The sequence below is a fragment of the Chitinophagales bacterium genome, assembly GCA_041392475.1.
Classification (GTDB): domain Bacteria; phylum Bacteroidota; class Bacteroidia; order Chitinophagales; family UBA2359; genus JAUHXA01.
The window spans coordinates 1-14289 of record JAWKLZ010000001.1; the positions used below are offsets into that span (position 1 = coordinate 1).

12 protein-coding genes are annotated in these 14289 nt (G+C 36.5%); 11 read left to right on the forward strand and 1 reads right to left on the reverse strand.

Translation table 11 applies throughout. The features are described from left to right. On the reverse strand, positions 1-1527 hold a 1527-nt coding region (locus R3E32_00005), incomplete at its 3' end, for a glycosyltransferase (GenBank protein ID MEZ4883082.1). Between the two features lie 185 nt (positions 1528-1712). On the opposite strand from R3E32_00005, the gene R3E32_00010 reads away from it, so the two are divergent. From R3E32_00010 to R3E32_00060, 11 genes are all read left to right on the forward strand, one after another. Further along, entirely contained in the window at positions 1713-2555 is an 843-nt protein-coding gene (locus R3E32_00010) for a glycosyltransferase (GenBank protein MEZ4883083.1), read from the forward strand. Next, the gene (locus tag R3E32_00015) at positions 2552-3451 is read left to right on the forward strand and encodes a glycosyltransferase (protein MEZ4883084.1); all 900 of its coding nucleotides are present in this window, start codon (positions 2552-2554) and stop codon (positions 3449-3451) included. Before R3E32_00010 ends, R3E32_00015 begins: the two co-directional genes overlap by 4 nt. Beyond that, complete coding sequence (locus R3E32_00020) at positions 3420-5162, forward strand: phosphoethanolamine transferase (protein MEZ4883085.1); 1743 nt, start codon at positions 3420-3422, stop codon at positions 5160-5162. Before R3E32_00015 ends, R3E32_00020 begins: the two co-directional genes overlap by 32 nt. 94 nt (positions 5163-5256) lie before the next feature. Further along, the gene (locus R3E32_00025; protein ID MEZ4883086.1) at positions 5257-6087 is read left to right on the forward strand and encodes a hypothetical protein; all 831 of its coding nucleotides are present in this window, start codon (positions 5257-5259) and stop codon (positions 6085-6087) included. After that, positions 6084-6977, forward strand: a complete 894-nt coding sequence (locus R3E32_00030) for a glycosyltransferase family 2 protein (protein ID MEZ4883087.1) — start codon at positions 6084-6086, stop codon at positions 6975-6977. Before R3E32_00025 ends, R3E32_00030 begins: the two co-directional genes overlap by 4 nt. Beyond that, a complete protein-coding gene (locus R3E32_00035) occupies positions 6961-7986 on the forward strand; it encodes a glycosyltransferase family A protein (GenBank protein ID MEZ4883088.1) in 1026 nt (341 codons plus the stop codon). Before R3E32_00030 ends, R3E32_00035 begins: the two co-directional genes overlap by 17 nt. Further along, positions 7983-8804, forward strand: a complete 822-nt coding sequence (locus R3E32_00040; GenBank protein ID MEZ4883089.1) for a hypothetical protein — start codon at positions 7983-7985, stop codon at positions 8802-8804. The genes R3E32_00035 and R3E32_00040 overlap by 4 nt, the downstream gene beginning before the upstream one ends. A 202-nt stretch (positions 8805-9006) precedes the next feature. After that, on the forward strand, positions 9007-10044 hold the full coding sequence (locus R3E32_00045; protein ID MEZ4883090.1) for a glycosyltransferase family 2 protein: 1038 nt from the start codon (positions 9007-9009) through the stop codon (positions 10042-10044). A gap of 23 nt (positions 10045-10067) precedes the next feature. Then, positions 10068-11912 carry an ABC transporter ATP-binding protein gene (locus R3E32_00050; GenBank protein MEZ4883091.1) on the forward strand — a complete coding sequence of 615 codons (1845 nt, stop codon included), beginning with the start codon at positions 10068-10070 and terminating at the stop codon, positions 11910-11912. 53 nt (positions 11913-11965) lie between these two features. After that, a complete protein-coding gene (locus R3E32_00055) occupies positions 11966-13174 on the forward strand; it encodes a hypothetical protein (GenBank protein ID MEZ4883092.1) in 1209 nt (402 codons plus the stop codon). Next, complete coding sequence (locus tag R3E32_00060) at positions 13171-14262, forward strand: NAD-dependent epimerase/dehydratase family protein (GenBank protein MEZ4883093.1); 1092 nt, start codon at positions 13171-13173, stop codon at positions 14260-14262. Before R3E32_00055 ends, R3E32_00060 begins: the two co-directional genes overlap by 4 nt. The last annotated feature ends 27 nt before the right edge of the window (positions 14263-14289 follow it).

Below are 14289 nucleotides of genomic sequence, written 5' to 3' on the forward strand. Positions count from 1 at the left end.
GTGCATCACCTCTTTTTTGTATTCTACTGTTTCTTTCGAGTTGAAAAGGGATTTGTATTTTGAAGTCAATGCCCCTGTATAGGATTCTAAACCTTGAAGGCGAATAAAATCATTGCTATTCTTCACATCAAAAGGATGTTTTAACACATTGAAGCCCGCCCGACAACATCTAAAACTGTAATCCACATGGTCCAAACCGACTCCACTAAATCGCTGTGTATCAAAATACCCAACCTGTTGGATGATGGCTTTTGTTAGTGTATAAAATGCTCCTTGAATATTTTCGGCAAGGCAATTGGATTCCAAATGACCAAAGGAAATAGGACGCTGAAGATTGGCATGAGGCCGCCAGCGTTTGTCGTAATAAACCAGATGTTGGTAGCCCGTTCTTTCCATTGTTTGCCAATACAGTATATCCCAACCAGACTGCCGAAAAACCACATCATCGTCGGATTTGAAGCAAACATCAAACTCAATGGTTGTAAGATACTTCAAAATCGTATTGACTTGATTTTGAATTTGTATTCTTTCATTGTAAATGACGTGGATAGGATGTTTTGATTGTAATTCGACTAAATAGGCTTTAGTTCCATCCATTGAGCCATCATCTGCTACGATGATTTTCCACGAAACCATAGGAGAGGAAGTTCGAGTTTTTAAAAAAGATTGAATACAGATTTTGAGGTAGTCCAAGCGATTGAAGGTAGTGATTGCCAACACAAACTGCAATGGTCTGGAGTGAGTTGAGGCTTCTTTTGTCTTTGCAGTAGGGGTGTATTTTTCTGCGATTCCCTTCTCTTGGTCTTGAAGGTATTGGATATATCTCAAAAGTGGAGTTTCGTTCATAGACAGAATTTCCGCCATTAAATTTTTGTTTTCCTCGTATTTGACCTGTTCCTTTCCATCTAGTTGTGAGCGAGGATGGTCAATGTGGTACATGGGGAAATAGTAGGTTTTTGAAGTCAAAGTGTTGTAAATGACGTGAGAAACCGCATTGTCTTCACAGCCCCAACCTTCAAACCTTTCGTCCCATCCTCCAATTTTTTCAAAACCTTCACGAGTCAATATTACCAGCCCTCCTGCAAAGGTATCAAACAATGGTCGTTTGTCAATATTTTCGTACTTCAATGTATTGGCATCACTTATGCGTACATTGATGGCTTCTGTCATATTAGGAGTAATCGCTTCAAAATTTTCTGCCGATTTGAAGAAAGAAAGATAGTCCTCTTTCTCCAAAAAAATATCTGCATCTCCAAAGGCAAGCACCGATTTTTGGGTGTGTTTCTCCGCTAGATTGAAAGACCAACCTTTATTGAACAAGCCCGAATTGAAGATAAAAAGGTGTTTGACATTCAAATTTGCATCCAAATCTAATTTGGCTTCACTATCTTGCTCTACTACTAGTATTTCTAAGTCGGGAAAATAATTTCTGAGTTTTTTTAGGACAAAAACCAAAGCTGCAATTCTTTCTATATTTGTAGCTCTAAAAGCTATGATATAGCTTATATTTGAGGTGATATCTTTCATGTTTTATTTTAGTTTGCATGGAAGTCAAACATAGTTAATATTTTTTAATTAGATGGTTTTAGGTTAAAGACTTTTGAAGTTTTCTTTTGAGAGTATGCTGATTTTCATACACTTCATGTATTCAACAATATACTTCAAAAGTTTCAAGTCACAGATTTTGCCAAAAAAACTCAAGATAGTAAAGAATGCGGTTACATCAATTTATAGGCGGCAGAAGTAGCAAAAAAATGGAAAAGAATGCACTGATTCCCAAACTCATTCACCAAACGTGGAAAGATATAAATATTCCTGAGCAGTACCTCCCTTTTCAAAAGAGTTGGCAAACCTATCTTCCTGATTGGGAGTATCGCCTATGGACAGACGATATGAATCGGGCATTTTTAGAAAAACATTACGATTGGTTTTTGCCCATTTATGATGGCTACCCAAAACCCATCATGCAGGTCGACTCGGTTCGGTATTTTTGGATGTATCATTTTGGAGGACTATATGTTGATTTGGATTTTGAAGCATTGAAGTCTATTGAACCATTGATTTTGAATCAGAAAATAGTGATTGGTTTAGAACCGAATGACCATTTAGAGAAGAATTTTTTACAAAAATATAGTTTCAAACACATTCTCTGCAATGCTTTTATGGCATCCGTTCCCAAAGCTCCTTTTTGGGAATATATGATTTTGCAGTTAATCAAAAACCATAAAGCAGAAAACCCTTTGGTGGCTACGGGCCCCTTTTGTCTGACACAGGGCTATGATTTGTTTGAAGATAAAAAATCCATCACACTCATTCCGCCTGAATTGCTTTATCCCATCAATGAAAATATTGGATATGACCATCTAAAAAACAAGTCCAATTCGGGCATATCTGTTTCCAATGAGGCTTATGGCATTCATCATTGGTCGGGTACTTGGTGGCGAGATTTTGTAAAAAAACCTGGTCGAATAGATATTTTTGCAGGCAAACTGCGGGTAAATTTTCCCAAGATTTTCAAAGTTTACGATCAACTATTAAACCGACCTATTCAATGACTTTTCGACAAAAAATAGGCTATTTTTTAAGGCTTGCTATTTCTGTTGTTTCACCCAAACAACGGTATTTGTTTTTAAGACATTATTCTATTCTTGCATTACCAAGTGATTTGATTCCAACAGCAGAAAACTGTTGGTATAGAGTTTTGAAAAAAGGCATAGTCAGAAAAGAGGCTTCTATCAACCTTGAAGAAGAATCTGAAAAATTATTAAAGCAATCAGAAGATGCTTTACCTTTGGTTTCCTGTCTTTTGGTCACCAAAAATCGGTTTCAATTGGCAAAAAAATCGGTCGAATGTTTCATGCGACAATCTTACCCAAATCGAGAGTTGATTGTCATTGACGATGGAGAGGATAGGCAGTTAAAAGATTGGGTAGAAGGATTGAAAAACTCGAAAATTCGATTTTTTCATTTGCCCGATAAATCCAAAAAACTGGGTGTCTTACGCAATTTATCCCGTGAAAAAGCCCGTGGTGAATTTGTGGCACAATGGGATGATGACGACCTTTCGCACTACAATCGCCTACTGTTTCAAATGACTTTGATACAAAAAATGAATTTGGACGGTTGCACCTTGCAAAGAGAAGAGTTGTGGTTTCCTACAAAGCAAAGATTCGGTTATTCAGCACGAAGACTTTGGGAGGGTTCTATGATTTGCAATAACAAAAAATTGCCGCTTTACCATGAAACGAGGCGGGGAGAAGAATCTGATGCAGTGAATCAATTATCGCTGAACGGCAAGATTGCACTGTTGGATTTCCCACAATTATATACCTATTGTTTTCATGGAAAAAATACCTTTGATGAGCCACATTTTGAGCAAATTTGGGAAGTGGCGAGTGTAAAATTTTCAGAAAAAGAATATGAAGAAAGAAAAAATAACATTTTTAAATAAAATATGTTCAGTTTTACAACAAGCATTTGAGGGATTTAAAAAGGACTCCTTCTATTATTTTGTATTTTTTTATTTTTCACTTATTTCGCTTGTTTCAGAAAATTCTACTACTACATGGCAAGAAGCAATTGGGTTATTGGTTAGAGTTTGTACGATGGTAATTCTTTGCTGGGGATTGGTCAGTACCTTACGTTTCCTTATTCCAATTTTTAAATATCGAAAGGTTTTATTTCAAGTCGCAGTATGGGGTATTTTGATTGTTCATGTTTTTATCTGTACGGCAGATTTATTTCTATTGAACTATTATGAACAAAACATGAGTAAAGGTCTTGCTTTTGTATTATTTGAAACAAACAAATCGGATATTTTTGAATTCCTCGAAATGCACAATAGAGAGAAATCCTGGGCAGTATATTTTTACTTAGCATTACCTGCTATAGCATATTGGATATTTCAAGCTTCGTTTTTTGACAAAATCAGAGCGTCGATTGGTCATTTTTTTTTCGCAAGTTTAATTGCTATGACGGCACTGTTTATTATCTCTCCAATAGAGGGATTCGTAAGTATGAGAGCCTTACAACCTACCTTGACGTTTCTACGAGCAATTCCCGAATATCAAAAGGAGCTTAAGGCCTATCAAGAAATAGCCGATAATGTTCGAGATTTTAATTTGGAACATAAAGTAAAATCTATTTCTCCCTCAAAAAAAAACCTCACCGTAATCATAATGGGAGAATCTACCTCTCGCACACACATGAGCCTATATGGATATCCAAGACCGACATCGCCACTTCTTGAAAAAATGAGAGGTGATTTATACATTTTTGATGATGTCATGTCTCCTCATTCTCATACTGTTCCCACTCTTAAAAAAGTGTTGACCTATTTTAACAAAGACAATGAAGGCAATTGGTACGACTACCCTACTCTGTTTGATATATTCAAAGCAAGTAGCAGTAAAACTTATTGGATTTCTAATCAAGAAACTTTCGGTATCTGGGCACGTTTTGGGACTGTTTTAGGAAATCAAGCAGATGTTGCTATTTTCCATGATAGAGTGGTTTCTTCAAGAGATTTTCGTAAAACCAATGCTTATCCCCCTGATGGAGTTTTACTGTCGTATTTGGAGAAAGTAATACAAAACGACACCACATCTAATCAACTGATTATTCTACACCTAATGGGAACACATGGATGGTATGATGAGCGATACCCCGAAAATTTTTCAAGATTTAACCACAAAGTAGACAGTAGTTTATTTGCAGACAGACCTTTTCTTGATTCAGCAAAAAAAAATATCGTTGATTCCTACGATAATGCTGTTTTATACAATGATTGGGTCGTCTCGGAAATGATAAAAATCATCAGTAAAAAGAAAGATTACGCAACCGCTGTGCTTTATCTTTCTGACCACGGCGAAGAAGTTTATGAATATCGAGATATGTTTGGACACAATGAGATAAGTGGATCGATATATATGATTGAAATACCTTTTTTTATTTGGTTGTCAGATACCTACAAAGAAAAAAAACCTAAAAAAGTAAATCATATTTCAAACAGCATACATTGTCGGTATATGTCTGATGACCTAATCCACACTATTCTTGATTTATCCGATCTCAGACATGAAATGTGGGATTCTACCCGTAGTGTAATAAACCCTGCATTTGACTCTACTCGAAAAAGGATTTATGCTGGAAAAGAATATTGATTGAATAAAGAATCGTATTTTGAGCAAATTTGAGAAGCAGAAAACTTGTGGTTTTTGTAAAAAGAGAATGTTCAGTTCTTAAAAAATGAAATCAATGCCTAAAAAAATTGTACTGGCGATTCCAACGGTTTTAGGAAGACCTGAAAATGAACTGTTGAAAACATTGGAGTCTATTTTTAGCTGTATGGATGAAGACTACAGACGTGTGTGTTGTGTTTTTGTATTGGATGCAGAGTTGAAAATTTCGCCTTATATTGAAGAAGTAAAAGTGCGTTTTGCAGATGAAATTGCTCAAAATGTTTTGATTATAGAGAAGACAAACCCTAATGATTATCCACATTTACCAGAAGATGTTGGAGATGGATATAACCGATGGATGGTCAAACAGAATATTGATTTTAGTATTTTATTAGAAAGGGCAATGTCATTGGGAGAATACGTGGTGCAATTGGATGATGATATTCGGACTACTGATAATTTTGTAAAATACATTTTGAACGACATCAGCTATCTGAGTTACTTCAATTGGATTGCGATTCGAGTTTGCCCCTTGGGAACAATAGGAGCTGTCTTCAAAAGCAATGATTTACCTCCAATTATCAACTTGCTACGAGAAAAATATACTGTCATGCCTGTTGATTTGCTACAAGAAAAATATATAGAAATGAAATGTCAAAAAGAAGGACGTTTCTTTTTTCGGATACCACGTTCTTTATTTCAGCATGTAGGTTTGGTCAGCACTTCTGCAGCAGAAAGCAAAAAGTATTACCAAATTGCTCCTGCTAATTTTGAAGCTTTCTATATTCACGACTTGGGAGTAGGGCGATTGGGATGCTTGTTTCGACCAATGACCCATCTTTTGTACCGTCTGAAAAAAATGATACATAGTTTTGAAAAATCCATAAATTCGAGCTTATCAGCATGACCGAACTGTTTGACATCGTTTATCCAAATCAACCACTGGAAAAAACCTATGAAGTGGGCTTGGTGATTACTACCTATAATCGTCCCTTCTATTTGCATCGAACATTGGCGAGTTTGCGAAAAAGCGATTTGAGTAGTACAGTTGTCATGATGATTGATGATAACAGTACGAACTATCTCACCAATCAACTTTTGGAAAGCTTAACCTTGGCAAAAACGCCTGTTATCAAAGCGTTTAGAAAGGAAAAAGAAGGCTGTCGAATGTATGAAAACCTACAATTTGGTTGGGATTTTCTTTCCGAAAACTTCCATTGCAAATATTTGACAAATTTAGACCCCGATGTACTGGTGCAGCCTCATTGGATAAGTGCATTGAAGGAACTGCATGAGTTGGGTCAATCCAAGAATGAAGAAATATTGGTGACGGGTTTCAATGCGTATCAACACCCAATTATTGAAGAAAAGGAAACTTACTACATCAAAAAATCCTTGGGCGGAATCAACTTTTTCTTCAATCAAAATTTGTATCAGAAAATTATTAGAGCAAAATTGATAAATTTAAGTTTCGATTTTAGGGTAGGGGATGCGATGGAAGAAAACAATTACCCAATTTTATGCACCAAACCTTCTGTTGTTCAACACATTGGTCGAGCGGGTCTTTGGTCGGGAATGAAAGTAGGTACGTTTGATTATGCAATTGATTTTGGAGATGTTTCTCCACTCTGGATGAAAGTGCGTCTGTTCTATTTTGAGCATTCCAAACGAGAGGGGAAATTGCTGTATAAAAGGTTAACGGTTGTAAAGCAGTTCTTTCAAAAAATGTTCTATCGCCTTTTTTTTAATAGACTTTATACCGCAAATAGGAATCAAGATAATGGACAACAACACTAAAAATCCATTGGTATCTATTCTGATGTGTACCTACAATGATGAAGACTATATTGGCGAAGCCATAGAGAGCATATTGAAGCAATCGTATAAAAACATCGAATTTATCATCGTCAATGATGGCTCAACTGATGACACAAAAACGATTATCCATAACTTTGCCTCCTCAAAAATTCGATATATTGAAAATATAAAAAATCAAGGACAAGAATTTTCCAAAAATCTGGGTATCTCTAAAGCAAAAGGCAAATACATTGCCTATATGGATGGGGACGATATCAGTGAACTTGAACGTATTGCCACTCAAGTTGAATTTATGGAAAAAAATATGGACATCGGTCTTTGCAGTACAAGGCTTGCTTTTTTTGGGCAAAGGAATGGAGAATTGTTAACCGTAGAGACGGATGAAAATATTCGTTTGCAAGCCCTTTTTTCTACTCCAATGCCACATCCTACTTGGATGATAAGAAGAGATATTTTGACAAAGCACAGTATTGAGTATGAGCAAGGTTTCTTAGCTGCGGAAGACTACTGTTTTATTTTAAAACTATTAGAAAAAACAAAAGCATACTGTATTCAAAAAGCACTGTACAGATATCGCTGGCATGGAAAGAATATTTCTATTGAGAAAAAAGATTTGCAAAAAGAAAATACACTTAAAATAAGCCAGATTGCTTTCAGAAAGCTTCTAAACGTTCATCTTCCAAGAGATGAACACTCTTTTATACACTCAAAACTTAACGCATATAAATTAACAATTGAAGAAATAGACAAAATACATTTCATTTTGTATGAAAAGCTAAAAAGCTCAGATTCTGAATTGGTTAAGCCTTTCAAAAAGTTTTACTCGGAAAAACTAATGTGGTCTTATAATTTTGAATCGCCCAAAGGGTTTATTACTTTGTTTTCTTTTTTTAGGACTAAGCCTTGGCAAAATCTTCCATTTAAAGTTTATTATCAAAAATATTTGCTCATTATTGCAAAGTGTATTTATCGAAATTTTGTCAAATGAACCAACCAAAAGATAAAATACTAATCCTCACCCCTGTCAAAGATGCTACAAAACACCTGTCTCTTTATTTTCAATTATTGGAAAACCTAAGTTATCCAAAAGAATTAATCAGTCTCGGTTTCTTAGAAGGGGATAGCCGAGATGATACTTTTGGTTTTATTGAAGGGAAACTTTTGGAGTTGAATACCACTTTTCGTAGAGCGAATATTTGGAAAAGAGATTATTCCTTTGTGATTCCCGATGGGCTTTTTCGCTGGTCTTCTTCCATTCAAATCGAACGTCGTTCTATTTTGGCAAAAAGCAGAAACTATTTACTGTCGAGAGCTTTGGAAGACGAAGACTGGGTGCTTTGGTTAGATGTCGATTTGATTGAATACCCAAAAGATGTAATCGAACAGTTATTGGCAGTAAAAAAAGAAATTGTCCACCCAAATACGGTCAAAGAATACGGCGGAAAAAGCTATGATATGAATGCTTGGAGCGATAAAGGTAAGTACTTTTTGTCCGATTTGAAAGAAAAGGGAAAACTGGTGAAAATACATGGGGTAGGCGGAACGATGTTGCTGGTGAAAGCAGACATTCACCGAGAAGGTTTGGTTTTTCCGACCTTTTTGTTTGGACATCGAAGCCCACTGATTCGAGCCAGCAATCATTTTTTTATGAAAAGGGATTTGTTGAAAAAATTTGGATTAGGAGGTATTCTAAACAGACAGTTTCAAGGTGAAATAGAAACCGAAGGATTGGGCATTATGGCTTATGAAATGGGCTATGAATGTTGGGGCATGCCACATTTAGAAATATTGCACGCCAATGAATAAGACTTGAGCAGGAAGAGAGAAGCAAGACTTAAGATTGCGTACTAAGTACCTAACCAGATTTAAAAGGATATTAAAATCTTCACAAGAGATTAATAATAAACATTTTGTGATTTTTGAAATGTACCAATAATTTTGATTAGGTACTTATCAGACTATTCATAAATCCATTGATTCATCCTAATTTTGTACACATACTTATCTTATGCAAAAACCTTTCATTTCCATCATCTTATGTACTTACAACGATGGTCTTTTTTTGGAAGAAGCCATTCAGAGTATGTTGAACCAAACATTCGCTGACTTTGAATTTATCATCATTAATGATGGCTCTACTGATAATACAAAATCCATTATCCATAACTTTGCCTCACCAAAAATTCGATACTTTGAACATCCCGAAAACAGAGGGCAGGAAGATTCTAAAAATCTCGGACTATCCAAAGCGACTGGCAAATATGTCGCGTATATGGATGGGGATGACATCAGTGAACCCGACCGCCTTCAAATACAATTTGATTTTATGGAGCAACACCCCGAAATCGGTATATGCAGCACTTGCGTTCATTTTTTTGGATACAAGACAGGCATATTTTGGGGAACAGAAAAGCACAATGAAATTCAATTGAATAGCTTATTTTCTACATCTATGACCCATGCTACTTGTATGATACGCCGCTCTGTTTTGGAATATCACAAAATCAGATATAAGAAGGGATATTTGGCAGCCGAAGATTTCTTATTCTTATCGGAAGTGATAACCAAAACGAAGACATATTGTATCCAAAAACCACTTTATCACTATCGGCAACATGGAATGAATATTTCTAATCAAAAGTATGCGGTACAAGTAAATAATTTTAGCAGAATCAGTCGCCATAATTTTAAAACATGGCTCGGCATGGATGATTTGACTGAAAATGAACATAAAACTATCTGTGCATTTTTTAGAGGAGATGTGTACCTCGAAACACTTCCGATAGTGGACAGCTTGATTAAAGAGAAACTCAACTTGGCCAAAACAGGAGCATTTGGACAGACTTTTTTGGAGTATTACGGAAAACGCTTGCTTGAAGTATATGTTAGTGAAGGCGGAAAAGGTCTAAAAAACCTTGCTGCGTTTCTACGCAATGATGTATGGCGGTATCTTCCATTTCGCCGCTATTTTTTGACTTATGCTTTGATTATCAGCAGAAGTATTTACCGTTCAGTTATCCCTGAACCCGTTTTGGTAAATCCCTAACAGCTAATTTTAAAAAAATAAATGTGAGCAACATAAAGAAAAGATTAAAAAACCTCATAATTCAAATTGGTGCACTTCGCAATATCCCGCCATTCTTCAAGATAATATGGGAAACCAATGCAAGTTATACCGTATTAAACATTGCATTGCGTTTGATTCAGGCTGTCATTCCTATTGCCATTCTTTTTGCAGGAAAGATGGTGGTAGATGAAGTGGTTCGATTGATAGACATTGAGGGGGCTGCTTACAATTGGGAAGCATTGCAGTTTTTAATGCTTTGGATTGTAATTGGTTTGGCATTGGTCATTTTGACCACTTCATTGGCTAGCCTTGTGGCATTAGCAGATACATTGTTGGGAAATTTGGTGAGCAATGAAGTTTCGGAGCGAATCATCAGACATGCTGCAACTTTGGATTTGTACTATTTTGAAAATCCCGATTTTTACGATACACTGGAACGTGCTCGCGAACAAACGGGCAATCGCACCTTGCTGATGTCCATGGTTTTATCCCAATTGCAGGATATGGTAACGCTTGTTTTCCTAACGGGAGCCATCATGACCTTTCGCCCATGGTTGTTGTTGGTGATGTGTGCGGGGATTGTACCTGCCTTCTTTTTGGAAAATTATTTTAACCAAGAAAACTATTCTCTTACCCATTCTTGGACTCCACAACGGAGAGAATTGGACTATTTAAGACTTATAGGCTCTAGCCATTACACGGCAAAGGAGATTAAAATTTTTGGTCTTGAAAACTATATTACCAATCGTTTTGCAAATATAGCTAACCGTTATTATGAAGCCAATAAAAAATTGGCTATTAGGCGAACTATGGCAGGTATGATATTCGGTGTTCTAGGGGCAGTGGCTTATTACGGGATTTATATCTTTGTCGTGCTGGAAACAGTGAAAGGAGCTATCACGCTCGGAACCATGACCTTTTTAGCGGGGGTGTTTCAGCGAATGCAGAGTTCCTTGCAGGCCAGTGTAGGGAGGTTTTCTCAAATCAATGACATTGCTCTTTATCTTCAAGATTTGTTTGACCTGTTTACCCTCCAGCCGCTGGATATTGATAATAAAGGCACTAAATCGCTACCACCTGCCAATCAATTCAACTTTGTTTTTGAAAATGTGAGTTTCAAATATCCAGGGACAAATAAATATGCACTTAAAAATTTGAGTTTTGAGTTGAACACAGGTGAAAAAATCGCTCTTGTTGGGGAAAATGGTGCAGGTAAAACGACTTTGGTAAAACTGCTCGCTCGCCTTTATACGCCAAGTAGTGGGCGTATTTTATTGAATGGAATTGACATCAAAGAATACGATTATGAGGCGTATCGCTCCAAAATTGGAGTGATTTTCCAAGATTTTGTTCGCTTTATTTTTACTGCAAGAGACAACATTGCAGTGGGAAATGTGAAGGAGTTTGACAATCAAGAGTTGATTGAAACAGCAGCAGCAAAAGGACTTGCCGATACAGTAATAGATCAATTAGAGGATAAATATGACCAGATGTTGGGTAGAGGTTTCAAGAAAGGAACAGAATTGTCGGGTGGACAATGGCAAAAAATCGCCTTGGCTCGTGCTTATATGCGAAGCGATGCTCAAGTAGTTATTTTAGATGAACCAACGGCTGCATTGGATGCCCGAGCCGAGCATGAAGTTTTTCTGCGTTTTTCAGAATTGATGAAAGGAAAGACGGGGGTGATTATATCGCATAGATTCAGTACGGTTCGGATGGCAGATCGGATATTGTTTTTGGAGAATGGTCAGAAATTGGAAGAGGGTAGTCATACTGAATTGATTGAAAAAAATGGAAAATATGCACAACTTTTTGATTTGCAAGCTCGTGGATATGCAGCTTCTTGATAGTAACACTGGATTTATACTTCAATGAGTACACCTCAAAAAAAATAAAATACATGAAAAACAATCTTCCAAAAATAGCCTTTATCGGTGCTGTTACCTTTGAAGAACTAACAGGGAGTCATATACTGTTTTACAGACTTTTTAAAAAATACCCTCCTGAAAAGCTATTGGTTATCGGTTCTCATAAAAGCAGAGGAACAGATTCTCAAATCAAAAGACTGCCAAATGTCAAATATTACATCATTGAAGAACACAATGGTTTTCCTACGGCAAACCACCCTACTTCAAAATATCCTCCAGTGCGAATATTTCAAAAATGGTGGCATTACAAACCTTTTTTTAAAGCCTGCAAAAACTCCATCATAAAAGAGGTAGAAGCCTTTCAGCCCGATATTATCCTAAGTCTTACGATGAATATTCATTGGTACATTGCTTACTTGATATCCAAAGAATTAAAAATACCCTTAGACCTCGTGTTGCACGACCGTTGGGAACCCAATGTTGGCAATAAAAATGTTTGTGCTTATTTACAGCCTAAATTTAAAGAAGTATTTCAATACGCTCGAAAGCGATTTTGTATCAGTCCTACAATGGAAAGGTATTATTATCGTCAAACAGGCATTCATTCTGATGTCTTGTACCCCATTGGCAATGAAAGTACAGTGCGTCTTGAAAAACAACAGAAAGAAGATAAAAACCCCTTAACTGTCGTCTATTTTGGAAATATTTGGGGAAATCAACCTTCCTTAATTGATTTAGCCCATATTTTGGATAAAAAAGAAATGAGGTTGGTGCTTTTTACGAATAGAGATTTGTCTTTTTTTGAAGCGAATGGACTGAAAAGTAAAAATGTTGAAGCTAATGGTTTTTTGAAGAATGAAGATTTGCTGAGTTGGTGTAAAGAACAGGCAGACATACTATATTTGCCCATGTATTTTGATAAGGGTGAACAGGACATGATTCAATGCTCCTTTCCGAGCAAGCTGGTAGATTATCTTTCTACTGGACTACCTATCATCCTACAAGCTCCTAAGATTGCATCTATCATCAAGTTTGCAGAATTAAACAAGGACTCTCCATTCGCAGAAGTTCTCATAGATGACAACATTGAAGTATTGGAAACTGCAATGCAGAAATTATCAGATTCTACCTATCGCAAAAGTCTGGGAGATAACAGTTTGAAGGTTTGGAAAAAATATTTTTCGGCAGACATAATCCGCTCTTCATTTCTTGAACATTACAAAAAAAACAATATAGTATGAATACTGCGATTATTACAGGTTCCTCGGGACTGATTGGAAGCGAGGCTTGCAAGTTTTTCCACTCCAAAGGGTTTCGCATAATTGGTATAGACAATGATATGCGAAAATATTTTTTTGGAGTAGAAGCCAGCACCAAACACGTAGATGAAAAACTAAATGCTACTCTGAAAAATTATCAATCATTTGATACAGATATTCGAGATATTGATGGATTGAACAAGATTTTTGCAACCTATAGTTCTGATATAAAACTAATTATTCATGCTGCGGCACAGCCTTCACATGATTGGGCTGCAAAAGAACCTCTAACCGATTTTTCTATCAACGCAACAGGAACTGCTAACCTGCTGGAGATGACCCGAAAATATTGCAACAAAGCAGCTTTTATTTTCACGAGTACCAATAAAGTTTATGGAGACACACCCAACAAACTGCCGCTTATCGAACACGAATATCGCTGGGAATTGGATGAATCTCATCCTTATTTTCAAAATGGGATAGCCGAAGAAATGTCTATCGATCAGTCTATACACAGTATTTTTGGAGTGGGTAAAATTGCTGCGGATATGATGGTTCAAGAATATGGGCGGTATTTTGGAATGAATACGGTTGCTTTTCGAGGTGGATGTTTGACAGGGCCAACACATCAAGGTGCAGAATTGCATGGATTTTTAGCCTATTTGGTCAAATGTGCTATCAGTGGAAAACCTTACACTATTTATGGACACAAAGGCAAACAGGTACGAGACAATATCCACAGTATTGACCTAATCAATGCTTTTTGGGAATACTACAAAGCACCCATATCTGGTGAAGTATATAATATAGGAGGCTCTCGACATTCCAACATCTCCATTTTAGAAGCCATCAAAAGTATTGAAGAAATAAGTAGTCACCGCTTAAATTTTACTCTTTCTGATAAAGCCCGTATTGGTGATCATATATGGTACGTTTCGGATATTTCTAAATTTAGAAGTCACTATCCAAACTTTGCCTATCAGTACAATATTCGGCAAATATTAACGGAAATGATTGATGCGACAAAAGCCGCTTCTCAACAAATCGGGTTTAAAACAGCCTCCATGTGATAAAAGTTATTTCCTTTCCAAATCTTT